Source organism: Pontibacter coccineus, assembly GCF_030546575.1.
Classification (GTDB): domain Bacteria; phylum Bacteroidota; class Bacteroidia; order Cytophagales; family Hymenobacteraceae; genus Pontibacter; species Pontibacter coccineus.
Map to the genome: position 1 here is coordinate 100,642 of NZ_JAUOTN010000007.1, position 25,333 is coordinate 125,974.

Consider the following 25,333-nt stretch of genomic DNA (forward strand, 5'->3'; position numbering starts at 1 on the left):
CAAAATAAACCAATCGGTTTTTAATTTGCAAATCAGCAATTACCAATCCGGTTTGGTAGGATCGGGCTTGCGGGTCGCTTTTTTAGGAAGCTGCTGGATGTACTGCTGTTCGGCGCTACGCATGGCCTCCAGCATCAGGCGGGCCTTTTCGGGATTGATTCTATGCTGCTGCAGCCGGTTGTTTCTGGTCTGCGCCCGCTGCTCGGCGTCAGAAAGCGGCTCTGCACTGCGGCTGCGCTCCGGTCGTTTCGGATCAAAGTTGCTTTCCGGGTTCATGCCCTGGGTGTCGCCTGGCGCCTGCCCGCTGATTTCTGATTTCTCAGACGGCTTGCCGTTTTCTTTTCCATTCTCCTCCTGTCCTGTACCTCCCTGCTCTTGCTGCTGCCCTTGGTCATCTTGCTCAGGCTTGTCTACTTCCGCCTCCTGATCCCCTTCGGTGTCCGGGTTTTTGCGCGGCTGTTCCACCTGCTCTTCTTCGTTCGGAGTTTGCTGTTGCTGTGGCTTCGGCTGGTCCTGAGATGCGTGCTGGTCGGCAAGTAAATCCTCGTGTTCTTCATCCACCCGGGCCAACTCAGGGCGATCTTCCAGCAGTTTTTGAATCAGCTCGTAGTTATACCTGGCTGCTTGATTGCCCGGCTCTACGATCAGCGTTTGGCGGAAGTAGGAGAGGGCCTGCTTGTATTTCCTGTTTTGTGAGGAGATGGCACCAAGTTGGAGAAGCGAAATAGCCTTGATGTGGCGGGAGGCATGATTGGCCAGCAACGTATATTGCTGCTGCGCCTTCTGCAGTTCACCCAACCGGAAATAAGCATGTCCCAGGTTAAGCCGTACCTGGTCATCCTGTACTTCCAGATCTTCAATGAGATACTCGTACGAGGCCACAGCCTCTATGTAATCACCCCTCTTATAAGCCGCCGCGGCCAGTTCTGCGTGCTCGTTCATAAGCGAGATGGAGCGCAACCCACCCGACAGAAACCCGATAAACAGTATGGCCGCTACCAATGCTTTCATATCCTGATCAGTTTAACGGTGATGAGTATATCAAGCAGTATCAGTAGCAGGGCAAGGGCCAGCGGATAGACGTATTTGTTGGCGGTTACATCAATAGTCTTGCTTTCGCGCAGTTCTCCTTCTATGTTGTTGATGGCATTTATGAGCCGGCTGACCTCGCTAATGCGGCCGTTTACCTCAAAGTACTCGCCTTCGGTTGCTTCTGCAAGTTGCTCAAGTCCCTCAGGGCGCAGACGTGTGACGACGGGGTTTCCCTGCTGATCCTTCTTGAAAGAGGTGCCAGCCGGGATCTGCGTGCCATCCGTGGTGCCGATGCCAAGAGCGAACACCCGTATGTTCTGCTCACGCAGCCTGTCGGCCCAGTCAGAAGTGCGGCCCCCAAAATCTTCCCCGTCACTTATAAGCACCAGGATGCGGGCCTTTTGCTCACTCGCCTCCGGCGAAGCGGCCTGCCCGAATTTCTGGGAGATGAGTTCCAGCACAGGTATAAAGCTGGTGCCGCCGTGCGGCAGCAGACCCGTGCGCAGGGTTTGAGTATAGAGCGTCAGAGCCTGTTGGTCGTAGGTGAGCGGGCTTTGCATATAGGCCTCTGAATCAAACACGATCAGCCCGATGCGGTCCGAGTTGAAGCGACTGATCAGTCGGATGATGTCGCGCTTGGCCCGTTCCAGGCGGGAGGGCTGCACGTCGTTGGCGTCCATGGAAGCCGAAAGGTCCACGGCGATGTAAATGTCCTTGCCAATGGTTTTGATCTCCTTTTTCATGGCCCCGAAAGAGGGACCGAGGATGGCGATGATGAGCAGCACCACATACGCATGGCGCAGTATAAACTTCACCCAGACACCGTGCGGGCGCTGACCAAAAAATGCAGACACCTTCTGCACCCGCCACAGGTACCCGATGTACAGCCCCAGGAAGAGGATGCCGAAGAGGATTTCAAGCAGCGTTAGCGTTTGGTACCAGGTCATGTTGTGCAGGCTTGGGCAATGGCCCGATGACAAATATAAGAAAGGAAAGCCAATGTACGGGGCTTTTGGGTGGAGCTAAAAGCAGATACAGGTATGGGTAATGGAGTAGATGCGATGAAGCGTTCCGAAAAGGTGAAGTTTGGTTAATTTATTTTCGGGAAATATCCCCGCGGAAAGCTAAATAGAATCAGGTAGTTAGTTTTAGAAAAAGGAGTTTAGGGGTATGCCAGGCGGGTTTGTTTGCTAAAATTTTGGTGGGTGCTATTGTGTGGGCAAATTTAATGTAGTATGTTTGCAATCTCTTCAGCAGGGAGAGACCCGGAGGGGTGGGTGAGTGGCTTAAACCAGCAGTTTGCTAAACTGCCGTACTGGAAACGGTACCGGGGGTTCGAATCCCCCCTCCTCCGCAAGCGGGAAAAATAAATTGAAAATGTTTTGACAATTTAAATTCTTCGCTTACTTTTGCACCGCGTTCAACATTAAAAGCGACATCAAAATCGCTAACCGGAGTTGAAAGCATAGTTCGGGGTGTAGCGTAGCCCGGTATCGCGCCACATTTGGGATGTGGAGGTCGTAGGTTCGAATCCTGCCACCCCGACTTAAAAAATTTCGGAAGCAATTCCGAAATTTTTTGTTTAAGGGTAGAGCTAACGCTCTCCTAAGGACGCTGGTCTCGTAGCTCAGCTGGATAGAGCAACTGCCTTCTAAGCAGTAGGTCTTTGGTTCGAATCCAAACGGGATCACTTCAGTATCAAGCACTTATAAGGTAAAACTTGTAAGTGCTTTTTTTATGTCCATACAATTCGCACATAGTCGGTGTAGGCTATTTCCTTTTCCTCCTGTAATGCTCTCTTAGCATATGACGGGAATTCCCCTCAAGGCCGTCAACTTAGGGTATGATCATCCCAATGGTACACGAAATGATAGTCTACGGGGACAGGCGTAGCTCAGGTAGCTGCATTTTCTCACCGTATTGACAACATATCAGATTTCTCCCGTAATAATTGCTCCTGCTCCTAAGTCGAAAGGACACTGGAATGTTTAAAGTAATGGCACTAGCTCTGCCATCACAGTAACAAAGACTCAACCCCTCTCTTGCTGCCTACAGAAATTTCACGCTAATGTAGGTGTCCGTATTTCTTCCCTGATCATCAGTACAAGAAATCTTATACCTACCGGCCCTCTGTGGCTCAAAAAACACCTTCTCGTTGGCAGCAGTGGCGCGTAGGAATTTGTCATTGATGTGCCAGTATACCTGCTTCACCTCGTTGTAGGCGTTGCAATGCAGCATCAGCTGCTGGCGCTCTTCCTGCTCAAGTAGATACTCCATACCGGCAGCCGGAGAAGTGATAATTGGAGCAAACTCTTTGAAAATGCGGCTACAGTTGGGGTTATGCGCCGGGATCTGCTGGTAAGGTATTTTTTCGGAATCGTAAAAGGTAAGCAGCTCCGGGGCGTGATTTGGGTAAAGTTGCTGCACGAAGCCTGTAGCGGGTAGGCAACTGGTGCAATAGCTATACTTGTGATCCGCAGAAACAGCAATACTTTTCAGGTGGCTGCACTTTTGCGTGGAGGAGATGCCGGGTATAAAGGTATCCAGCACCTGGTTTTTGCAGAAGCTGTTGGCCGGGCTGCCACTCTCAGCACATACGGCTCTCAAACCGATGCCTTTGGGTTGCTGAAACCATCCGTCTGAGGAGTTGTAATCGATGCTGTTAAAGATGTCGAAGAGCAGGGGCGTGGCCGAGTCGGTGCCATTGAGTTCAGGCACACCCTCGCCGGAGAAATTGCCAACCCACACGCCGACTGTGTATTTCGTGTTGTAGCCGATGCTCCAGGCGTCTTTGCGGCCATAAGAGGTACCGGTTTTCCAGGCGATCTTGGGCAAGTTTGGACTGTTATGGGCATTGTTCGGCAGGTCGGGGCGCGTGAGCTGCGTCAGGATCTGGCTCACCATATAAGCCGATGCGGGCGAAAGCAGCTGCATTTCTTCTTGAGTGGTGTCCTGTTGTAGCCAGCGTATGGAGCTATGCCTTCCCTGGTTGGCAAAAGCAGCGTACAGCAAAGTCAGCTCTTCCAGCTTCACGTCACATCCTCCCAAGATCAACGAAAGGCCGAGCTGGTTGCCAATGCGCTCCATCTGCGAAAACTCCGCCTGCTTCAGCTTCTGCACAAAGGTATGAACACCCAGTTGGTCGAGCACCTTCACGGCTGGCACGTTCAGCGAAGTAGCCAGCGCATGTTCTATGGTGACGTTGCCGTTGTAGTTGCCAAAGTAGTTTTGCGGCCGGTACCCGGCATAGTCTACAGGGACATCGGTAATGACTGTTTTAGGCGTGAGCAGGCCTTTATCAAAAGCGGTGGCGTAGAGGAATGGCTTCAGGGTGCTGCCCGGCGAGCGAACGGCCCGTATGCCGTCTACCTGCCCGTGGTGCGCAACATCATTAAAATCGGCTGAGCCCAGGTAGGCCTCCACGGCCCTGGTTTGGTTGTTGATGACCAGCACTGCCGCGTTGTGGATGTTTTGGTAGCGCAGCCGCTGCATGTAATTGTATGCCAGTTGTTCTACTTTTTCCTGCACCTGCCGGTTCAGGGTAGTTTTAATGATTGGCTGGTTTTTATACCTGCGGTACATGCGGTAGGCGAAGTGCGGTGCTACTCTGGGGGCCTCCTGCCGACGTGCCTCCAGCGGTTCCAGCAAAGCATCCTCAATCTCTGAGGCTGGGAACGCCCGCTGCTCCTGGTAGTACTGCAGCCACTTGTTCCGGAAGGCCACGATCCGCTCGTTCTGCTCACCGATGCGCAGTGAGGAGGGCTTGTTTGGTATAACCGTCAGCGTGACTGCCTGCGCCAGACTCAGCTGCCCTGGTGATTGCTGAAAGTATAAAACAGAAGCCGCCTTGACTCCTTCTATGTTTCCACCAAAAGGCACCAGGTTCAGGTATAGCTGCAGGATCTCGTCTTTGCTGTAATGCCATTCCAACTGCAGTGCCCGGAACATTTCCATCAGCTTGTTAGCGTAGGTGCGCTGTTGTGGGTATAGCAACCGGGCCACCTGCATGGTAATGGTCGAGGCGCCGGAAGTTTTCTTATTTTGAAAGATGTTGTTAACGAAGGCTCGTGAAATGGCAAATGGGTTGATGCCCGGGTGGTAATAAAAGTATTTATCTTCTTTCAGCAGCACCGCCTGTTTTAGCACAGGGCTTATTTCGTCCGGTTCCAGCTGCATCCGCCACTTATCATCCCGGCTCAAAAAGGCATTGATCACGCTGCCATCCGAAGCGGTTATAACGGGGGAGTAGGAGATGTTTACCTTGAGCGGGTAGAGGGAGTTGAGCAACACAAAGGCAAGGCAAAGGATCAACGCAAAGTATAAGGTATAGCCTAGCAGGGACTTGCTATACCTGAGCAGCCGTTGGATTGGGTTGTACTTTGGATTCTGTGTTGGCATGTTGGTTTGTGAATTTATTCATGCAACTTTTTGTCGTTTGAAAACAAGTTACGGCTGATGGTATCTCACAATTACTTTGTTTACATTTTAACTAATCCGAAGAAAACTACATTATACATCGGCATGACTAATGATATTGCCCGTCGACTAGAAGAGCATTCTGAAAATGCAGGCAATCTTTCAACATTCGCCGGGAAATACTTTTGCCATCTCCTGATGTATTACGAACGTTTCAGCTCCGTTGAACACGCCATAGCGCGCGAAAAGGAGCTGAAGAAGTGGAGCAGAGATAAGAAAGTGGCTTTGATCAAAACCATCAATCCACATTGGCTACCACTTAATACAGAAGTTTAGGAGTATTAACCTCCAATTTTGTCATTTCGAACGCAGTGAGAAATCTGAAATATTTTGAGGTCATGAAATGCTCCAGATTTCTCACTGCGTTCGAAATGACAGGGTTGCTTAAACTCCTAAACTCTACCTCACTCTCACAGTTCCTCCCCCCGAATAACTATGATATTCCGCATTGTACATGGCATCTGCCCCGATCGGACCTAACTGGAAAGTACCCTTCGAGACCGCTCTTACCTGGTAGAAGAAATATTGCTCTTTCAGTTTTGCGGTGGCGTAAAGGTTGATCCTGTCGTCGCGGATGTCAATGTAATCCGGGGTGGCGGGTTTCTGGGCTTCTATCCAGCTGAACTCGCGGGCTGTCATCAGACGCGGGTTCTCTATCTCGAAGCCGGCTGGCAGCATGTCGGTGATGGCGACGTTGGGTATGCTTCTGCCGTCCAGCGACTGCAGCTCCACGCGCACGATGACCAAATCATTTTGTTTAAAAGTGCTATTCGTGATCTCTTTGCCATTCCGGTCGAAGAAGGTTTTACGCACTTGCAGGTAGTTGTCTTCACGCTTGACATCGCCGCTTTGGCTGATGCCTTCCAGCTCCCAGAAATAGTATAAGGAGCCCGTTTCCTTTCCACGTAGGCTGATCGGTCCGCTGCCTATGTTGTTGGTTAGCGTCAGGTCCTTGCCAGTGAAAGTCCCGATCACTTTGCCGTTCTGGTATACCTGCGCCGTTTGGTTGCCCTGGTTCCGGCTCGAAAGTTTACCCAGTGCCATCAAGGCAAAGGCGCGTTCCTGGGTGTTGTACCAGCGCTTGGAGCGCAGTTCATCCGATAAGTGCCGTGCCAGTGTGCCTACTTGCAGGTTCTCCGGATCGACTTCTATCAAACCATTCAGCGAGATCGCCATATCCCGGATCGGGGAGTAGAAACTGCCGCCGAGGGCACGCACCGAGGTTTCGCCGGTGAAGGAGCGGGGCAGGAGCTGGTTAAAGCTTTCGCGGCTGCCGTTCAGGGCATAGGTGCTGGCCAGCAGGTACCGCGCATCAATTGAGAGCAATTCCGGCTTGGCTTTGTAGTAGTTCATGGTAGACCAATCCACATGGCCAGCAATGCTGAGCACATAGAGCGAGTAAGTCGTTTCGCGGGCGGCTATGTACTTGCTCTGTACCTGGCAGCTGGTATTGTAGTAACGGTACTCTTCCATAGCCTTGCCTTTTACCTTTTGCTGCAGGTAGCGCAGGGCCTTGTCCAGCACCTCCTGCGTGACCGTGAAGCCGGCTTTCTTCGCCTCCAGCAAAAAGTGCGTGGCATAAGTGCTGCTCCACCAGTCGGTGTCAGTAGCGCCCGGCCAGTAGGTAAAGCCACCGTCGTACTGCTGCATCAGCTCGATTTTGGTGATAGCCTCCTGCACCAGGTAGTTCGGGTTAAAGGTGCGGCTCTTTTGGTCCTGGTTCAGGGAACGGGCCAGGTCGGTATAGTATAACAGCGGAAAAGCTGTAGACGTGGTTTGCTCCAGGCAGCCGTGCGGGTAGCGCAGCAGGAAGGTAATATCGTCGGTAAACTGCGCCAGCGGCGAGCGGCTCAGCACCAGCTTCGCCGACACCGACGAAGGTATAAAGTCGCTGGCCAGTTTGATGTCGGCGGTGGCACCGTCTTTTACACTTCCGGCCTCGGTTACTTTGGTAAGTGGGGCAATGGGTCGAACGGTGATGTCGGTGTTGCTCACAAAAGCCTCGTTCAGGGCATTGACTGCCACCTTCACTGTTGCCTGCCCTATAGCAGGCGTAGCCACCAGTTTGTAAGTCACCTGTGCCTCGGCGTTCGGATTTATACCTGTTGATTTTCTGGTTTCACCTACCACACGCAAAGGACCTGTGACCGAGATGGTACTGGTAGCCGTGCCTTTCGTGACGGTGGTGTTGCTGAGCGTGACCGGCACCAAGATCGTGTCGCGTGGGCTTACAAAACGGGGAAGCGCCGTACTGATCACGACCGGATCGGAAACCCGCATTACCTTTTCAGAGGAACCAAAGGCATTGTCCTTATAAGCCACGGCCATAATACGGACCGCTCCCGAGAACTCAGGTATACGCACCCGCACGGTTGCCTCGCCATTGCCGTTAGCCTTTAACTGCCCGCTCCACAGCGACACCAGCTTTACCCGTTTGTTGGTGAGCGGATTGATGCGTTTGGCCAGGTCGTAGCCGTCGCCGCCAACGCTGGAGCGTGCGCCTAGTTCCGGGAACAGGTAGGGGTACAGGTCGTAGCCATCCACTTCGAGCGCTCGCTTTTGGTAAAAGAATGCGTGCGGGTCAGGAGTCTGGTAATCCTTGATCTGCAGTATACCTTCGTCTACCACAGCCAGCGTCACTTCTGCATTGGGCGCCGTTTTCACCTTCACCTGCTGCACCCTGTTAGACCGAGAAGCCTCCGGGGCGAGAATGGCGATATCCAGCTGCGTACTTTTTTTGGTAACGGTCAGTGGCTTAAATCCACGGGCAATAGTCAGCGGCATCTGGTTGTCTTTTACCTGGCGCAGGGCAATGGCAGTGATATAGGCCGTTGGCAGGTGCTCGTCTTTGATCGGCAAGGTAAGCGAGGCTGCTTTTTTGTCTGTTTTGAGGTAATAGTAGCTCAGCACTTTATTCTGCTCCACGGTTACCAGGATCTTGCCAGCAAAAGGAGACTTAAACAACACTTTAGCCTGGTCACCAACTTCATACTTCTCCTTGTCCAGCGAAATGTCTACTTCGCCTTCGGTGTTCACGGCAAAGGAGGTGCTTTCGGTGTCGCCCCAACCGTAGGCGTAGAACTCCTGCGCGACATAGTTGTAGGCACCGGGCCGCATCACGCGTATTTCATACTGGCCGGAGGAAACAGGCGTGAAGTTGAACACCGCGCCAAATTCCGGTATGTTCATGTCTTTGCTGATGAGTACCTGCTCTCTGCGCTGCGATTTGTAGTTGTACTCGTCGCTGTAACGCTCGATCACCGACTCGTAGGTATAGCGCACGAGCTGTACTCTGGCTGTGGTGTTGACAGGACTTCCGTTGCGATCCAGGGCCACCAACGGAATGTTCATCGCGCGGCGGGTACTCACGTAATCATCAAAATTTTTGATGCCAAAGAAAGCCTGCTGCGTGCTCACGTCAAACTTGTTGAGGCGGTTGACAGGGCGGCCTGTCTCATCGAAAACCGTGGTATAAAGCGAGCCATCCAGCAAACCGATATCCCGGAAATTCTCCAGCTCAAACAATTCCCGTCCTTTGCCTTGTGCATCGGTCTGGCCCTGGCGGGTGCTGGTCTGGATGTCAATGGAGCCGGAGGTATGGATATCGAAGGTATAGTCCGGGTAGCGCTTGGCTTCGAAAGCCTTCTTTTTCAGGCTGAGCTGGGCTTCGTAGTTGCGGTTGGCAGCTGGTGGGCCAAAAAGATTCTGGGCCGTAAGGTTAAGGATAAGCCTCTCGCCGGTGTTGTAAGTGCTCTTGTCCAGCACAGCCGTCACCTTCATCCGGTCGGGCATAAACTCCTCTACGCCGATCTTCTTGGAATTGAGCAGTACGTCATTGCCAGAGTATACCTCTAAGGTATAGGTACCCGTAACTGAAGCCCCGTTCAGTATAAAACTGGTTTCGCTGGCGCCCTGGTTGTTGAGTTTGCCTTTGGTGCTGCGGTACTCTTTGCCGTTGGGCAACAGCAGCTTTACTTTGATGGGCAATCCGGCCACCGTTTTCCAATCCGGGGTGCGCACCACCGTGTTTACATAGATAGTATCGCCGGGGCGGTAGAGGTCGCGGTCGCCGTAAATGAAGGCATCGTAGTTGAGTTCGTTCAGGCGCTTGCCGCCCACATCAAAACGGGAGGTGTTGACCTGCGTCTGGCTGTAAGGCATGTAATTGAAGTCATCGCCTTTGCGGGCCGTGATCATGCCCACCTTAAAGTCCGGGGCTGATTGGCTGCTTTGGCTGAATCGGGCGACGCCGTCTTTGTCGGTGGTGGCTTTGTGAACTACCTGGTTGTTGGTGCTGATAAAGCGGATCTCAACGCCCTCCAGGGTAGTCGCCTCGCGGATGGAGTTGGCAAATACCACCACTTCGTCTTTGCCCTGTTTGGCGATCAGACCGATATCCGAAACCGACACAATCTTAGAGTCCTTCAGCCAGTTTTTGTCAGTGCTGGCTACGGTGATCACATACAGGCCCTTAAACTGGCTGTCGAAGTCGAGATCGTTCAGGTTGAGGTTGAGCAGGTAAGAGCTGCCTTGCTTGCGCAGGCTTTCGGTAGCGTACTCGCGCTCCAAAAGGGTGTTGCCGTTGTTTTCGTCTACTTTGTAGTATTCACTGGAGTAATATTCCTCTGTTTCCTCGTCGTAGTAGCCGTCATACATTTTACCTTCCCGCAGGTAGTGCAGGATGTTGTTTTCGTATACCTTGCTGATGCTCACTTTGATGCGCGGCACCTGGTTCAGGTTCAGAGCGATATTGCGGACACCCTGGCTGCTCAGGTAAATGCTTTTGCCACTGGCAAAGCTGATGCCTGGCTCTGTATTGGCAAAGGTCACGCTGTGCCGGTAGGGCTGGCCCATCGGTTTTCCTTCCATACCTGCCAGATCGCCGGTGAGGGTGATCGTATACGTGCTGCTCTGGTTGAAATTTCCTTTCAGTACTAAACCATTTTGCAAGCGCTCCACGGTAAACTCCCGTCGTGGGCTGATGCTGATCAGGCCACTCAAAGTGCTGTTGGTAATAGGTTGTGTGGTCAGGATATAAATGCGCTCCTGGCCTTCCTCAAAAGCAGTGGTCACTTCTGACACCATCATGCGCTGGCGGCTAGGCAATAATACATCCCGCTCGATGGTATGGTCGGTTTGTTTGGTGCTTCCGGCTACGCTCAGGCCTTGGGAAATGTGCAACCGCAACGGAACCTCCTTCTCCGATTGTCCCTCCACGTTCTTTACCCGGATGGTGATGTTGTCGCGGTTGCCGCTAGTAAGCTCTACTGGCAATTCTTTGGTGCCGGCATATACCTTTAAGTGCTCCCGCAGCTCCTGGAAAAGCACTGGGTAGTTAAAATCGAGCTGCAGGCTGGCCTCCAGTTGATTCGGGTTGTTCTCGTTTGCCACCCAGTAGCTTTTCACTTGTTGCAGCCTTAAGTAGGGCGTATGGAAAGTAAAGCCCTGCCCGGCGGGTAGCTTGTACTTTTTGGTCGAGTGCTGCAGTAAGTTTTCGGTTAGCTCCGCTTTGTAGTCGGTCGTGGGGGCAAAAGGCTTATCCGGCGAAAAAACCAGTTCGTTCGGAGCGGTCCACTTATACTTTCCGGCCACCTTCGGCGTGATAGTCAGGTATGGAATCGTGTCCCACTGGCCGAGCAGCGAGTCGCCTACCAAGTCTTTGTCGAAGGTGAACATCAGGTTCTGCTCCCGGGCAATTTCCTGGTCAAAGTTTTTGCTTTTGAGCCGCAGTTCGTCGCTGTTGCTGCGGCAGCTAAAAAAGCAAAGCATGCACAGCAACAGACTAAATCTGAGTAGTTGTTGGAGAGGCGCGGGGTGAACTTTTGTTATACTCATAGTAGGGGTAGGGGAAAGCGATTAAGTAGCTTGTTGCAGGACACTATGTTGCGTGCCAAGGTTTTATTTGTGTCTGACCTTCAAGCAGGTATAAGCATGCCTGTTTCACTCTGACAATATAGTAATTTCCTGTTTCACTTATACATGAAAAACTTCCTGTAAATTGAGCTATACCTCACAGCATAATGTCTTTGCTCCTGTATATTAAATAATAGAATAAGTCCTGTGAATTCTTGCAGTATTATGGTATATTAGCTGAGCTAAATATATAGAGATGAAAGCGGTGGAGGATGGTATAAGAGGTGCTTTAAAAGTGCTAGTAACAGTCTCTTGTACCTTCGTACATAGTGCCAAAAACCGTATGTTCACGCTTTTGAGGTAGTTGTGGTGCATTTGAATTATGGAAGAAAGGCAAATCAAACAAGTAGATTTCTCGAAGCTTAGGCACGCTTACATCACTGTTAAGAGCTTTTTGGAATCAGAATCCTGGGAAAAGGTAAGATCTCTTTACACGAAAGTGGCTGAAGATCTTGGGCTTTATGGGGATGATAACTATGATTTGCTAGTGAAGTTTATAAAGAAATTTGAGCTTGACCACAACAACTTTGAATATGACAAGCACTTCTATTCTGAGGGTGAACTGTTTGGATCTGGTGCCGCTCTAGTCGATTTACTGAATCTGTCGGTTTGGCTACCATTGAAGACGATTGAACTACTTACATTCAACAAAATCAAAATAGCTAAACCAGCCTTATTTCCAGAAAAAAGAGAAGTCACAGATATAACCTTCAGAGACTTGCTGATCTGGTATATTGAAGGCGATTATGTCGCAGAGGATAAGGTCAGATACCAAATAAAAACGAAACCACAACCACACCCATAAGCCAGCTGCGCCACCATTTAGCCCAGACGTTGAGTAATATTAATAACAATGAAAATAAAACAATCTATTATTATCCTGTTTCTATTGGCTGGTTGCCAGCCCTCAGTTGATAATGCTTATGATACATCAGTTAAAGAGCAGCAGCCAGACTATGCAGCACTAAAAAGGGAGTTGGAAGAAGTGTACGATATAGACCAAAGTGTACGCAACATTGACTGGGATACTATAAGCAGCCCTGAATCGAGTATGACTCATTCTAAGAAAATGATGGCTGTTGACTCAGTAAACCAGACAAGAGTTGTACCTATCATTGAGCAATACGGATGGCTGCCAAAAAGTAAAATTGGAGAAAAAGCTGCCAGCGCCATATTTTATGTGGTACAGCACTCTAACACAGAAACGATAGAAAAATACCTTCCCCAAATGGAAGAGTTGGCCAAGAAAGGCGAAGCAAGTGCTACTGATGCGGCAAAGATGCGCGACAGATTACTGATGTTTCAGGGAAAGAAGCAGCTTTACGGCACGCAGGCAGCGAGTTGGGTACGACCAGAAGGGAATCAGGTTATCTGGCCCATTGAAGACGTGGAGAATGTGAACAAGCGCAGAAAAGAAGTGGGTTTCACGGCCACAGTTGAGGAAAACGCTGAACGGCTTCGTGCAGAATTTGACCCAAATGAAGAGTTGCCAAACTAGAACAACAATACTCAACAATAGCTTCACGGTAGCTGTGCCACCGCAAAGACCAGCCCGTTGTGTACAAGCTGTAATAACGAAGAAACAATAAAAAACAATAAAATTGTCTTAACTAAACGACCAGTGAAAAGAAACCTTCTATTCTTAGCCATCTTCATAGCAATGATTTCCTGTAACAACCAAAACAAACCAACCATGGACACAAAAAATGTGGATTTAGTAAATCAGTATTTTGAGCACTTCAACAACCACGAGTGGCATAAGATGGCAGAGATGTATACAGAAACGGCAGAGTTCAAAGACCCATCACTCGGACAAGGGATTTTAACACAGACACGTGAACAAATTGTCCAAAAGTACAGTGAGTTAAATGAAGTATTTCCCGACATAAACGACAAGGTCATTCAGATATACCCTTCAGGAGAGAAGCACGTCATCGTGGAATTTATATCGAGCGGAACAGCACCAGACGGCTCTGAATTTGAACTTCCAATCTGCACCATCTTCACAATTGAGAATGGTAAAATCATCAAAGACTTTACCTATTACGACAATTTTGAAGAATAAAGAAAGCCAGCACACAACACAGTTCATAGTTTAGGCTGCGGCTTCGCCTCGTCCACCTTATGTACAAGCCGTTGTACACGCAGCCCACTGCCCCATGACAAAAGAATGAAAACAAATAAAATTCATTACCTATCAGGCCTGGCAATAGCAACTTTTGTCGGCATTCATTTATTTAATCATCTATTGAGCATTGGGGGTGCTGCCAGGCATATTGACATGATGAATGCTTTGCGGCTCTTTTATCGGAACATTTTTATTGAGGCAATTTTATTGTTTGCCGTTTTTGTGCAAATCATTTCCGGTCTGAAACTCTTCAAAGAAAACAGAAAAACAGCAGCTTCTCTTTTTGATAAACTACAAATTTGGACAGGCCTTTATTTGGCGATTTTTTTCATAATCCATTTAAGCGCCGTTTTAAGCGGACGACTTTTTCTGCACCTGGATACCAACTTTTATTTTGGAGTAGCAGGATTGAACTCGTTTCCTTTCAACTTGTTTTTTATACCCTACTACGGACTTGCCATAGTTTCATTTTTCGGCCACATAGCGTCGATTCATAGTAAAAAAATGAAACGGCCTATTTTTGGTTTGTCACCAAACAGACAATCAAGCGCAATCATAGCTTTCGGAATTACCCTGACGATTGTAATATTTTACGGACTCACGAATCATTTTAACGGAGTAACAATACCAAAAGAATACGAAGTATTAATTGGGAAATGAAAAGCGAACCGCTAACAAGGCATTACTCAAAACGGGGTGACGTGCTGGTTTAACAGTTTTGTGCTTAACCAAACATTGGTTTTTCAAACGAACGACAGTCTGAAAAGCTCCGCTTTAAGCAATCCTTAACCATCAACGGTCCTTGAAAACGACCTGGCTCAACAAACAGAATGACTATGAAAAGCAATGGTACCTCTTGCAGCATTCCTGATAGATCGGTATTGAAGAAAGACAGCAAATTGTTTGATTACAGTGACAGTTACCAGCGTTCATTTTCTGACATCGAAGGGACCATTGACTCCACAAAAATCGGGTTATTGTTTTTTTCGGGCAAGTCTAAAGTGACGGATATTCTATTCGCAATAAGAAACAAAGTTGTTGGGTTGTTTGGGCTAAAAACATCAGGGCAGATGAGCGACAGCCAGAAGCTGCCAGACCATTTTAAATGCGAACCAGGTGAGCAGCGTGGACTTTTCAGAGTGTTTGACAAGACAGAGAACGAGGTTGTGTTAGGCGAGGACGACAAACATTTGAATTTCAGGGTTTCCTTATTTCTGGACAGAATTCCTGACGACACAGGCAAAAAAAGCCTGACGATAACAACTACTGTGAAATTCAATAACCTCCTCGGTCGGGTTTATTTTATGATTGTGAGACCTTTTCATAAACTGATCGTTCCGGCTATGTTAAAAGGTATGATCAAACGAATAGAAAACGAAAAATCAACGAAGCGTTAACTGGGGTTGAAGATATGCCCGGGTACAAGCACCCGGTTCTTTCTACTTTATAAGTATTTCATGCTGGGCGAGAAGTGAAGTGCTATCAATCGGTACAACTCAAGCCTGCAACTGTTACGCCCCCATATAAACCAAAAACATCATTTTTAGGATGAACAAACGATGCGTCTTTTTCCTGGCCATAGTATTCTCCTGCTATCATACCTCCTACGGTCAAAATAGTATCAACACGATCGATCAGGCAAGAGTTAATAAAAATGCCATACAGGTGACTGGCGGTTTCGCGGGATTGATGGGAGCCTACAATATGAACTATGAAAGAAAGCTTGTTGGGTTTGAAAAGGGTACCTTGATGGGTCTATGGTCAAAGGTTGGTTTTGGAGGATGGGGAGTCTGGTCGACGGGAGGTCCCTACCAGTCTGCGACATTAGGGATTCTGACTGGGGCAAAGAAACATCACTTTGAACTGACTGTAGGCGGAGCCAGAATGTTCGATAAAATCAGTTATGAGCATGCCCAGCACATTAGTGCCCATTTTTCTGAGCCTCAACCTTTGAAATCCGATTATGTTGATGTTCGTGGCGTAGGTACGGCTGGCTACAGGTATCAGAAACCGGATGGCAACTTTCTGTTTCGTTGTGGCATAGGATACCCGGAGACAGTTTTTGTCGGCTTAGGTATAGCTTTTTGATATAAGCGCTTCAAGTCATCTCAAAAGCAGAAAAAGACAGGACATAATATAACCGATAAAGTAGCTACGCCGCCTATAACTTTACTAAAACCTCTACAATCCAATAAACCTTGAACCCATCTCAATTAGCCAAAAGCTACGACAAAATTGCTGCACAGTGGAATGCTCAGATGATCGGGTCAGATTACGGCATCTCCATGATCGATCGGGCCATTCAGTACTGCGCTGAAAAGAGAACCGTGTTGGATGTAGGTTGCGGGAGCGGTGGGCGAATTATAAACAGGCTTCTGGAAAACGGATTCGAGCTGACCGCGATCGATGTTTCAGAAGGAATGCTGCAGCTGGCTAAGGAAAATCATCCGCAAGTGAGATTTGAGAAGTCGGATATCGTCGAATGGGAAACAGATGACAGGTTTGATCTGATCGTTGCGTGGGACAGTATTTTTCATCTGCCGCTGGCGTCTCAGAAGTCCGTCGTGGAGAAGCTCTGTCGTTTCTTAAATCCGCAGGGCATCCTGGTCTATACCTTTGGCGATGCAGAAGGAGCGCATGAAGATACCTGGCTTGGCGAGCAGTTCGGCTACAGCTCCATTGGGATAGACGCGAATCTGAGCATATTGGCCGAAAGCGGGTGCCAATGCAGGCACCTGGAACTGGACCAGTACCCGCTCAATCACGTATCGGTTATAGCAATAAAAAAAAGTTGAGCACAGACAAGGCAAGGACAATGGAACCGAACAGCAGCGAGGCCAAACCAGAAGAGGCCACCAACGATCTGAATTCACAGCCATTCTATCATGGCACCAAAGCCGACTTAAAGCAGGGCGACCTGATTGCGGCTGGCTATAGTTCAAATTACGGTACGCGAAAGAAGGCCTCCTACGTCTACCTGACTGCCACGCTGGATGCTGCTGTCTGGGGTGCTGAACTGGCTGTGGGCGAAGGAGCCGGTAGAATTTACATCGTGGAGCCGACCGGCCCGATAGAAGACGATCCCAATCTGACGAACAAGAAATTCCCCGGAAATCCAACCAAATCCTACCGCTCCAGGCATCCGCTTCACGTTAGGGGTGAGGTGACCGAGTGGCAGGGACATGCGCCAGAGCAGCTTCAGGCCATGAAAGACCACCTGGCGCGACTAAAGGAGCAAGGCATTGAAGCAATCGAGGATTAAGCTCTCTTGCTATACCTCTGCGGCCTTATTTAAGTCATATTATCTGCCTTCAGGTCTTGCTTTTTTAGAATTACCTTTAATCAGAAATTTCCTTTCTTCTATTTCTCCTTTATTAGCTATCTTGAACGTTTGCCAGGGTATAGCTGCAGTAAACCCGCTCCGGATCGACTCTCACGGGACAAGGTATAGGGTTCTGCAGCAGAGCAGAACATTGATAGTGCTATACTTTCTAAAGTGTATGGATCATGAAAGAGCATAGCTTTAAAGCGGGCTTACTATACCTGGCGTCCATTTAAAATACAGATTAACAGAAGATTTGACCATGAAGGGCGAGTCCTTACCTATACCGGAAGACCTGCTGCTGAAGCTGAAGGAAATCATGCCGGCTGCCTTTACCGAAGGCAAGCTGAACGTGGCGCATTTACGGGAGCTGCTGGGCGATCAGGTACACCCTGATCCGGAACCATACCAACTATCCTGGACAGGAAAGACAGCCGCCTACAGACAGGCCCAGGCACCCGCAACCGACACGCTTATACCTGTTCGGGAAGCGTCTGTTAACTGGGAGGATACGCAACACGTGTTCATAGAAGGGGATAACCTGCAGGTGCTGAAAGTACTGCAGAAAGCCTATAAGGGCAAGGTGAAGGGTATTTACATCGACCCTCCTTACAACACCGGTTCCGACAGCTTCATCTACGCCGACAACTTTGCAAAAAAAACCGGCCGCTCCCAAAGTGACCGGAGGCAGCATGGCCATTCCAACTGGCTCAACATGATGCTGCCAAGGTTGTTGCTCGCCCGCCACCTGCTCCGGGAAGACGGTGTTATTTTCGTGAGCATCGATGACAACGAGCTGGCTAACCTAAAACTGGTCATGGACGAGGTGTTCGGGGAAGAGAATTTTGTCGACTACTTCTCCTGGGCAAAGTCCGAGACACCGGCCAACCTTTCCCGGAAAAGCAAAAAAGTGGTGGAGTATGTGCTCTGCTACCAGAAAAAAAAGAACAGCGAAAAATTTAAGGGAATCCAAAAAAACAGCACCAGTTCAAACGGCCTGCTGAATCAAACGAACAAACCAGGTACCCTGACATTCCCGGCCGATGTGGTGACCACGCGTCTGGAGGACGGTCCGCTGCGGAAAGGCAGCTACGGGACCGACAGTTATACCATCGAGCTGCTGGCGGACACTGAGGTGAAAAGCGGCCTGTTCATAAAACCCGTTGTCCTGAAAGCCAAATTCAAGTGGTCGCAGCCAAAGTTGGATGAGGAGATTCGCAAGGGGACGCGGATCAGTATACCTACCATCAAGCTAAGCCCGTCGTACGAAAAACTGGTTTACGACAAAGAAGTGCCGCCGAACCTGATCAACGCCAAAGTGGGCGTGGGCACAAACGAGAACGCCAGCGCCCAGCTCGAAGTCCTGTTTGGGGCCAAGGTATTTGACTTTCCGAAGCCACCCAGCCTGATCAAGTATCTGCTGGGCTTCTCCGACGATCCGGAGGGCATTTTCCTGGACTTTTTCGCCGGTTCGGGGGCTACTGCTCAGGCCGTGCTTGAAATGAACCAGCAGGATGGCGGCAACCGAAAGTATATCTGCGTGCAGCTCGACGAGCAGATCGCCCCCACGACTAAGGCGTATCAGCAGGGTTTCCGGACCATTTCCGAAATCACCAGAAAGCGCCTTCTCCTGTTGCATGACAAACTACAATCACAGCAGGAAGGTACTACGGCCATCGATACGGGTTTCAGGTATTTCAAACTCGCGCCCTCTAATTTCAGCGTTTGGCGCGGGGACGGCACGCGAGATGAAAAGGAGCAGGCCAAGCAGCTCACGCTCTTTACGCGGGCTAAAATCAATCATGCCAACCGGGAGTATAGGTTATGGGAGCTGCTACTCAGGTCAGGTATACCTTTGAATGCCGCTATAAACGAGATGCCGGTCGGTGATACGGTGCTCTATGAAGTCGCGCAGGAAGGACTGCTGTACGGACTGGATACGATTACTGAGGAGGTTCTAAAAAAAGCGATCGATCTCAAACCCAGGGCTTTCATCTGCCCGGACTACCTGTTTCAGCTGAACGAAATCGATAAGAACAATTTACAACTTACTTTGCAGGACATCGGTATTGACTTTAAATCAATCTGATGAACAGCAATGCTCGTGCAGAACTTCGATTTTGACGCTAACCTTGCGATAGCCCGACAGTGTGCGGCAGACATGGTCCGCAACGGCCTGTACTCCCGATTCGGGCTTACGGAGAAAGAACGACTCGAGAAAGCCGTGCTGGGGTGCATGGGCGAATATGCCTTCGAACACTGGCTCAAGTCCATCGGCTATACCTACCAGGTCGATCGTGCGGGCTTCGAAAACAGGAATTCCGATGCCTATGATTTTCTGATAGCCGGCTGCAAAATAGATGTCAAAGTCGCGAAGAAATCTACCGACAGGCCACCAAATGATAACTGGACCTACGGCTATCCGCAAGAGCAAAAACCGGCTTCTAAAGACTATGTGATTGTGGGCTGGGTGGATTTCGCGCAAAAGCAGGTCGGGTTTTACGGCTGGATTGCGGGCCGGGAGATCAGCAAACTTCCGGTGGTAACGAAAAACACCTTTGCCGGCTACAGCTACCGGACGCCCAACCACGAGTTTAAATGGGGAGCCCTGAACAAGAACTTTGAGCGTTTCTTTCAGGGCATTTTAGCGGGTAAGGAAGTTTAACAGGAACTGCCAATTCAGGTATATGTTGCCGCATTTGAGGAAGGACTGTTTCATTCTCTGATGCTATACCCTGGTCCACAAGGGGAGAGTTTCATAGAATGAGCCGACCCTATCACCTTCAAGGTGAGAATCTGCTCGCATGAAAAGGCCCTAACCTCAGCACAACCTTGGTATCTGGAGAATTTTATTAAATTTGCCCAACGCCTCAACAGGCTAATCGCCTTTTCCGTTAGCGTATACCTGCAAGTAGTACGCTTTCACCCTTAACCCTGAATAGAACATGACAACCGACACAACTGATAAAGCAGCCCTTTTCTCAGAAGTAGAAGAGCAACTAAAGCAACAGCATTTTAACATCAGCAACCAGGACCAGACCCGTCCCTGGGGCGGATTTTTTGTGATCGACGAAACGCAGGCGCAGGACTTTGCCAATGCTTATTTCGACAGCATGCCGGTCGATCAGCTAAAGATATCAGGTAAGTTGAGCCCGAAGATATTGCTGGTGGCACCAAACAAGCGACTCAGCTGGCAGTACCACCACCGCCGCGCCGAGATCTGGAAAGTAGTGAAAGGAACCGTAGGTGTCGTAACAAGCGACACAGACGAGGAAGGCGAGCTCAAAGTGCTGCATCCCGGCGACCTGATCACGCTGCGCCAGGGAGAGCGCCATCGCCTGGTGGGCCTCGATAACTGGGGCGTGCTGGCCGAGATCTGGCAGCACACCGATGCCGCTAACCCATCGAATGAAGACGATATTGTGCGCGTACAGGACGATTTTGGAAGATAAATCCAAAACCTCCAGGTATAGAAAAAGGCGCTGTAGTAAATCTACAGCGCCTTTTTTATGACTTCAACAGGTAGCTTAATGCTCCAGCAGGTGGCGACATTTAAACAGCTGCTTTTCTACTTCCTGTATAGAGAAGCGAGGATTGTTGTTGCCGAAGTTGGTTTGCACGTAGTTGAGGATGTTGGTGATCTGACCAGGCTTGAGGTGCTCAAAACCTGGCATGCCCTGGTTGTAGTTCTTGCCATTCACGACAATGTTGCCCGTCTGCCCGTGCTGAATGATGCAGGCCAGCTCGTCGCGGTGGTTTTCCAGGTAATCGGCGCCAGCCAGGGGCGGAATCAGGTTGCGGAGGCCGCTACCGTCGTCCATGTGGCAGTTGGCGCAGTTCTGGGTATAGAGCTGCTCCCCTTCGTTTTGCTTGTCTGAGTAAAAGCATCGGGTCAGGGTGAGCAAGGCGGCTATACCTGCCACATACAGCAGCAGTTTAGTTTTTATCAGCATCCTTCTTTTTCTTTACAGGCAGGAGGGAAGGTATATCGCGAATCAGCTTATCGACCTGGGCAGGGTCGGTGCCGTCGTAAATGCCGCGCACATGTCGGTTCTGGTCCACGAGCACGAAGGCGCCGCTGTGCACAAATCCGCCAGGCTCCTCTTCGTCTTCCATCGCCGATACCATGTACTGCAGCGCAATGCTGTAGATGCTGTCTTTCTCGCCAGTTACAAATTGCCACTTATCACTGTTCACCTGCAGGCGGTCGGCGTAGTCGCGCAGCACAGCCACTGTGTCGTGTTTCGGGTCGATGGTGTGGGAGAGGAGCATCACCCGCGGGTCATCTTCAAAGGCCTCGTAGATACGCAGCATCTGACTCTTCATTTTAGGGCAGATGGTGGGGCAGGTGGTAAAGAAAAAGTCGGTGACGTATACCTTGTCCTGCACGGTGAGGCTGGTCACCACTTGGCTGTCCTGGTTGATAAAAGCGAAGTCAGGTATGCGGTGGTATACCGTGTCGGTTACCTGCTGCCCATCGACTTCACGCTGCACCAGCTGGCGCTCACCCAGATAGGGAAGTGTACCTGCATCAGAGGACTGTTCCTGCGAACAGGCCTGCCAGCCAAGCGCCGAAAGGCCAAGCAGCAGCGCTGAAAAAAAGGTGCTTAGTTTATTTCTTTTCATAAGTTGCATAGGTTTCTTGCGCGTTTGTAATGGTGCTGTCCATCAGTGATTTAACGCGTTCCATTTTCTGGTGCTCTGCGTTCAGGTATAGCATGGCCTGCTGGTGAGCGAGCGTGTCGGGTGCCTTGTACTGGCGCATCCATTCCATCATCGCTTCGTCGGCGACCTCCAGTTCCTGTATACGCCGGGTGAGCAGGTTGATCGTGGCCGTGTCAGCGGACTGCGCCTGCAGCGTGTCGCGGAGGCTGGTGAGGTTGCGGCGCAGCCGGTAGATCTTGCCCATGTCAGCCATCGCATCGTCGTGCAGGTTCATCACCTCTGTCTCCAGGGTCTGCTGGCGTTCTGCTTCACCGGCACCGCCCTGGCAGGCGAGTAGGGTGAGGGGCAGACTCAGGTATAGCAACCACTTTTTCATGATAGGTATAGGTTTCTTTAATTCGGTACGACGCTACATTATTCTACGCAACGCTGTTTTTGCAAAGATACAGGTATAGCGGCAAAGGTATACCTTCTAGTCCAATTGTAAACAGAAGTACATTTCAGTTAAGTCGTACTGGTCGAGTTCTGATGCGATAGCCGGCTTATACCGTGCTGGGTCTACAGACCAGTCATATGATTCAGGCATCACGAGGGCAAGCCGGTCTATCAACCCATAGATAAAACCCAGTGTCACCTGCTGTTCGGGGTTTAGGCCGTCGAATAGTTGCAGGTATGCCGTGTTGCCGCCTGGCAGCATCAGGCAGTCGCCCCACACAGGGCAGTACACCTGACCGTTTTCCCTGAAGTAAACCGACAAGGCACCGACTGTTTTGCCATGCTCCGTGAAGGCGTTGATAGCAGCTCGCACATCGCCCGATTTCCAGCAGATTTCGTCCGGCCGCATGGGATCGAAAAAAGCCCTTTTCAGCAAGTCAGGATCAAAAAAGCTATACCTCATCATTAGCTCATACTGCTGAAAAAAATCAATTAACCATCAACAATTTAACTACCACTTCTTAAACACAAAGAACACGGCCAGCAGGATGAAGACGAAACCGACGATGTAATTCCACTTGACTTCTTCTTTCAGGTATAGCACCGAGAAAGCCACAAACACGACGAGCGTGATCACCTCCTGTATCGTCTTGAGTTGAAAGGCCGTGAACTGTCCGTGGCCGATCCGGTTGGCGGGCACCTGGAACATGTACTCAAAGAAGGCGATGAACCAGCTGACCAGGATGACCTTCCAGAGCACGGTGTCTTTGAACTTCAGGTGCCCGTACCAGGCGAAGGTCATGAAGATGTTGGAGATAAGGAGGAGGAGGATCGTTTTCATGCCCGAAATTTAACACAAGGTGCCTAAACGACAGCGGAAATTTTCAGCAACCTTCACAATGCCGGGGCAGTATGTACGTTTAGAACACGATGCAATGCCTGACCTAGCTATGAAAAAACCGGGCCGGCCTGCGTGCCGCTCCTAAGGGCAAAGTAGAACAGCAGCGAGTGGAAACACCTGCACTATTTTGCCAATATAATTTGCATTCGACTAAAGCAAAAAGACTGCCTCCGCAAGAGGTAGTCTTTTTGTGTTTTTAAGGTATAAGTATTTGTAAAACAGGCACTAATGGCGCTATTATTTTGTTTAAAATAAGGCACGTCCGGCTCGGGTCACACACTACCCGGGGGATGTGCGGCAATCGGTACAAATACTGCCCCGAAAGCATAGATAAAACGAAATAAATTGGTAATTTTACCTATTCAATCTACCCAATGACACACATGAGTGAAGTAGAAGAAAAACAATTGCATAACAATTATTCAGCAGATAGTATTCAGGTACTGGAAGGACTCGAGGCTGTGCGCAAGCGTCCTGCCATGTACATCGGCGACATTGGTATCAAAGGCCTGCACCACCTGGTGTGGGAGGTTGTGGACAACTCCATTGACGAGGCCCTGGCCGGTCATTGCGATACGATCAATGTGACCATCAATACAGACAACTCCGTTACGGTTTCTGACAACGGCCGTGGTATACCAACCGACTTCCACCAGAAAGAAGGCCGCTCGGCGCTGGAGGTGGTAATGACGGTGCTGCACGCCGGTGGTAAGTTCGACAAAGACACCTACAAAGTATCCGGTGGTCTGCACGGCGTGGGTGTATCCTGCGTGAACGCACTCTCCACCGACATGCACGTAACCGTGCACCGCAACGGCAAGATATTCGAGCAACACTACAACATCGGCGCGCCTGCCTACCCGGTGCGTGAGATCGGCACGACTGACAAAACAGGTACCACTGTGCAGTTTAAGCCGGATGACTCGATCTTTACGACCACAGAGTATAAGTACGATACGATTGCCAGCCGACTGCGCGAACTCTCTTTCCTGAACAAGGGCATCCGCATTAACCTGACGGATCTGCGTGAGATTGGCGAAGACGGAAAGCCGCTATCTGACTCCTTCTACTCAGAAGGTGGTTTGAGGGAGTTTGTAGCTTACCTGGACGAGACGCGTGAGAACCTGATCCCGGAGCCGATCTATATCGAAAGCGAGAAGAACGGTGTGCCAGTTGAGATTGCGCTGCAGTACAACACGTCGTATTCCGAGAACATTTTCTCGTATGTGAACAACATCAACACCATAGAGGGTGGTACGCACGTAGGTGGTTTCCGCCGTGCCCTTACCCGCACCTTGAAAGCCTATGCCGACAAGTCAGGTATGCTGGACAAGGTGAAGATAGAGATTGCCGGTGATGACTTCCGCGAGGGTCTGACCGCCGTTATTTCGGTGAAAGTGCAGGAGCCGCAGTTTGAGGGACAGACCAAAACCAAATTGGGTAACTCCGACGTGGGTGGCGCTGTGGATGTGGCCGTAGGCGAAATGCTGAACCAGTTCCTGGAAGAAAATCCGAAGGAAGCCCGCATCATCGTGCAGAAAGTGATTCTGGCTGCGCAGGCCCGTAACGCAGCCCGCAAGGCCCGCGAAATGGTGCAGCGTAAGAACGTGCTTTCCAGCACCAGCTTACCTGGTAAACTGGCTGACTGCTCTGACAATAACCCGGAAAACTGCGAGATATACCTGGTGGAAGGTGACTCGGCGGGCGGATCTGCCAAGCAGGGCCGTAACCGTATGTTCCAGGCTATTCTGCCACTACGTGGTAAGATCCTGAACGTGGAGAAAGCACAGGAACACCGCATTTACGAGAGCGAAGAGATCAAGAACATGATCACGGCGCTGGGCGTGAGCTTCGGAACATCAGAAGGCGAAAAAGCGCTGAACATGGACAAGCTTCGTTACCACCGCATCATCATCATGACGGATGCTGACGTGGACGGTTCGCACATCCGTACGCTGATCCTGACCTTCTTCTTCCGCTACATGCGCGAGTTGATCGAGAGAGGATTCATTTACATTGCATTGCCGCCGCTATACCTGGTGAAAAAGGGTAAAGAAGAGCGTTACTGCTGGAGTGAGCAGGACCGCATGGAAGCCATCGCCGATCTGGGCAAAGGCAAGGACGACAGCGTAGGTGTGCAGCGTTACAAAGGTCTTGGTGAGATGAACCCGGAGCAACTCTGGAACACGACCATGGACCCGGAAACACGCAGCCTGAAGCGCGTTACGATCGAGTCAGCCGCAGAGGCCGACCACCTGTTCTCGATGCTGATGGGCGACGAGGTAGGTCCTCGCCGCGACTTCATCGAGCGCAACGCCAAGTATGCCCGTGTAGACGTGTAATCTAATCAGAACATATTATTTTGAAAGCGGCTGTTCTCGAAAGAGGGCAGCCGCTTTTTCATTTATATTTTACAGATAATATATATGAATTGTGCATATTACAGGAGTTTAAATTTGTG

General features: G+C 50.1%; 22 protein-coding genes and 3 tRNA genes. 16 read left to right on the top strand and 9 right to left on the bottom strand.

All coding sequences use genetic code 11. The features are described from left to right. Positions 1–39 precede the first annotated feature (39 nt). Positions 40–1,011 carry a tetratricopeptide repeat protein gene (locus tag Q4E40_RS16005; protein WP_303413579.1) on the bottom strand — a complete coding sequence of 324 codons (972 nt, stop codon included), beginning with the start codon at positions 1,009–1,011 and terminating at the stop codon, positions 40–42. Continuing rightward, positions 1,008–1,979: a vWA domain-containing protein gene (locus Q4E40_RS16010; protein WP_303413580.1), complete on the bottom strand. Its 972-nt coding sequence runs from the start codon at positions 1,977–1,979 to the stop codon at positions 1,008–1,010. Before Q4E40_RS16010 ends, Q4E40_RS16005 begins: the two co-directional genes overlap by 4 nt. A gap of 320 nt (positions 1,980–2,299) precedes the next feature. Here Q4E40_RS16010 and Q4E40_RS16015 point away from each other — a divergent pair. The 3 genes from Q4E40_RS16015 (at position 2,300) to Q4E40_RS16025 (ending at position 2,722) form a co-directional block, all read left to right on the top strand. Further along, a tRNA-Ser gene (locus Q4E40_RS16015) sits at positions 2,300–2,386 on the top strand. Between the two features lie 117 nt (positions 2,387–2,503). After that, positions 2,504–2,577, top strand: a tRNA-Pro gene (locus tag Q4E40_RS16020). A 71-nt stretch (positions 2,578–2,648) separates the two neighbouring features. Beyond that, positions 2,649–2,722, top strand: a tRNA-Arg gene (locus Q4E40_RS16025). A gap of 359 nt (positions 2,723–3,081) precedes the next feature. Here the strand turns inward: Q4E40_RS16025 and pbpC are convergent. Then, positions 3,082–5,430 carry a penicillin-binding protein 1C gene (pbpC, locus tag Q4E40_RS16030; protein ID WP_303413581.1) on the bottom strand — a complete coding sequence of 783 codons (2,349 nt, stop codon included), beginning with the start codon at positions 5,428–5,430 and terminating at the stop codon, positions 3,082–3,084. A 30-nt stretch (positions 5,431–5,460) separates the two neighbouring features. Between pbpC and Q4E40_RS16035 the strand changes: the two genes are divergently transcribed. Further along, the gene (locus Q4E40_RS16035; RefSeq protein ID WP_425475180.1) at positions 5,461–5,784 is read left to right on the top strand and encodes a GIY-YIG nuclease family protein; all 324 of its coding nucleotides are present in this window, start codon (positions 5,461–5,463) and stop codon (positions 5,782–5,784) included. Positions 5,785–5,907: 123 nt separating this feature from the next. On the opposite strand, the gene Q4E40_RS16040 is transcribed toward Q4E40_RS16035, so the two are convergent. Next, positions 5,908–11,343, bottom strand: coding sequence for an alpha-2-macroglobulin family protein (locus Q4E40_RS16040; protein WP_303413582.1), 5,436 nt, complete (start codon positions 11,341–11,343; stop codon positions 5,908–5,910). A 400-nt stretch (positions 11,344–11,743) separates the two neighbouring features. On the opposite strand from Q4E40_RS16040, the gene Q4E40_RS16045 reads away from it, so the two are divergent. The 11 genes from Q4E40_RS16045 to Q4E40_RS16095 all read left to right on the top strand — a co-directional run bounded on the left by Q4E40_RS16045 (position 11,744) and on the right by Q4E40_RS16095 (position 20,323). After that, positions 11,744–12,226, top strand: a complete 483-nt coding sequence (locus Q4E40_RS16045) for a DUF1493 family protein (RefSeq protein WP_303413584.1) — start codon at positions 11,744–11,746, stop codon at positions 12,224–12,226. A 48-nt stretch (positions 12,227–12,274) separates the two neighbouring features. After that, positions 12,275–12,919, top strand: a complete 645-nt coding sequence (locus Q4E40_RS16050; protein ID WP_303413586.1) for a DUF6624 domain-containing protein — start codon at positions 12,275–12,277, stop codon at positions 12,917–12,919. Positions 12,920–13,114: 195 nt separating this feature from the next. Beyond that, positions 13,115–13,486 carry a nuclear transport factor 2 family protein gene (locus Q4E40_RS16055; protein ID WP_303413587.1) on the top strand — a complete coding sequence of 124 codons (372 nt, stop codon included), beginning with the start codon at positions 13,115–13,117 and terminating at the stop codon, positions 13,484–13,486. A 105-nt stretch (positions 13,487–13,591) separates the two neighbouring features. After that, the gene (locus Q4E40_RS16060; RefSeq protein WP_303413588.1) at positions 13,592–14,209 is read left to right on the top strand and encodes a succinate dehydrogenase/fumarate reductase transmembrane subunit; all 618 of its coding nucleotides are present in this window, start codon (positions 13,592–13,594) and stop codon (positions 14,207–14,209) included. A 176-nt stretch (positions 14,210–14,385) separates the two neighbouring features. Beyond that, positions 14,386–14,946, top strand: coding sequence for a DUF2867 domain-containing protein (locus Q4E40_RS16065; protein ID WP_303413589.1), 561 nt, complete (start codon positions 14,386–14,388; stop codon positions 14,944–14,946). A gap of 151 nt (positions 14,947–15,097) precedes the next feature. Further along, a complete protein-coding gene (locus tag Q4E40_RS16070) occupies positions 15,098–15,637 on the top strand; it encodes a hypothetical protein (RefSeq protein ID WP_303413590.1) in 540 nt (179 codons plus the stop codon). A gap of 110 nt (positions 15,638–15,747) precedes the next feature. Next, a complete protein-coding gene (locus tag Q4E40_RS16075) occupies positions 15,748–16,344 on the top strand; it encodes a class I SAM-dependent methyltransferase (protein ID WP_303413591.1) in 597 nt (198 codons plus the stop codon). A 20-nt stretch (positions 16,345–16,364) separates the two neighbouring features. Beyond that, complete coding sequence (gene arr, locus Q4E40_RS16080) at positions 16,365–16,811, top strand: NAD(+)--rifampin ADP-ribosyltransferase (RefSeq protein ID WP_303413592.1); 447 nt, start codon at positions 16,365–16,367, stop codon at positions 16,809–16,811. Between the two features lie 322 nt (positions 16,812–17,133). Then, positions 17,134–18,960: a site-specific DNA-methyltransferase gene (locus tag Q4E40_RS16085; protein ID WP_303413593.1), complete on the top strand. Its 1,827-nt coding sequence runs from the start codon at positions 17,134–17,136 to the stop codon at positions 18,958–18,960. 9 nt (positions 18,961–18,969) lie between these two features. Then, positions 18,970–19,536: a hypothetical protein gene (locus Q4E40_RS16090; protein ID WP_303413594.1), complete on the top strand. Its 567-nt coding sequence runs from the start codon at positions 18,970–18,972 to the stop codon at positions 19,534–19,536. Between the two features lie 280 nt (positions 19,537–19,816). Beyond that, positions 19,817–20,323 carry a cupin domain-containing protein gene (locus Q4E40_RS16095; protein WP_303413595.1) on the top strand — a complete coding sequence of 169 codons (507 nt, stop codon included), beginning with the start codon at positions 19,817–19,819 and terminating at the stop codon, positions 20,321–20,323. Positions 20,324–20,398: 75 nt separating this feature from the next. On the opposite strand, the gene Q4E40_RS16100 is transcribed toward Q4E40_RS16095, so the two are convergent. The 5 genes from Q4E40_RS16100 to Q4E40_RS16120 all read right to left on the bottom strand — a co-directional run bounded on the left by Q4E40_RS16100 (position 20,399) and on the right by Q4E40_RS16120 (position 22,812). After that, positions 20,399–20,824 (bottom strand): c-type cytochrome, encoded by a 426-nt coding sequence (locus Q4E40_RS16100; RefSeq protein ID WP_303413596.1) that lies wholly within the window; start codon positions 20,822–20,824, stop codon positions 20,399–20,401. Beyond that, positions 20,808–21,497: an SCO family protein gene (locus Q4E40_RS16105; protein WP_303413597.1), complete on the bottom strand. Its 690-nt coding sequence runs from the start codon at positions 21,495–21,497 to the stop codon at positions 20,808–20,810. The genes Q4E40_RS16100 and Q4E40_RS16105 overlap by 17 nt, the downstream gene beginning before the upstream one ends. Continuing rightward, entirely contained in the window at positions 21,484–21,912 is a 429-nt protein-coding gene (locus tag Q4E40_RS16110) for a hypothetical protein (protein WP_303413598.1), read from the bottom strand. Before Q4E40_RS16110 ends, Q4E40_RS16105 begins: the two co-directional genes overlap by 14 nt. A 96-nt stretch (positions 21,913–22,008) precedes the next feature. After that, the gene (locus Q4E40_RS16115) at positions 22,009–22,380 is read right to left on the bottom strand and encodes a hypothetical protein (protein WP_303413599.1); all 372 of its coding nucleotides are present in this window, start codon (positions 22,378–22,380) and stop codon (positions 22,009–22,011) included. A 102-nt stretch (positions 22,381–22,482) separates the two neighbouring features. Next, positions 22,483–22,812, bottom strand: coding sequence for a DMT family protein (locus Q4E40_RS16120; protein ID WP_188501157.1), 330 nt, complete (start codon positions 22,810–22,812; stop codon positions 22,483–22,485). 443 nt (positions 22,813–23,255) lie between these two features. On the opposite strand from Q4E40_RS16120, the gene gyrB reads away from it, so the two are divergent. Beyond that, positions 23,256–25,214 carry a DNA topoisomerase (ATP-hydrolyzing) subunit B gene (gene gyrB / locus Q4E40_RS16125; protein ID WP_303413600.1) on the top strand — a complete coding sequence of 653 codons (1,959 nt, stop codon included), beginning with the start codon at positions 23,256–23,258 and terminating at the stop codon, positions 25,212–25,214. Positions 25,215–25,333 lie beyond the last annotated feature (119 nt).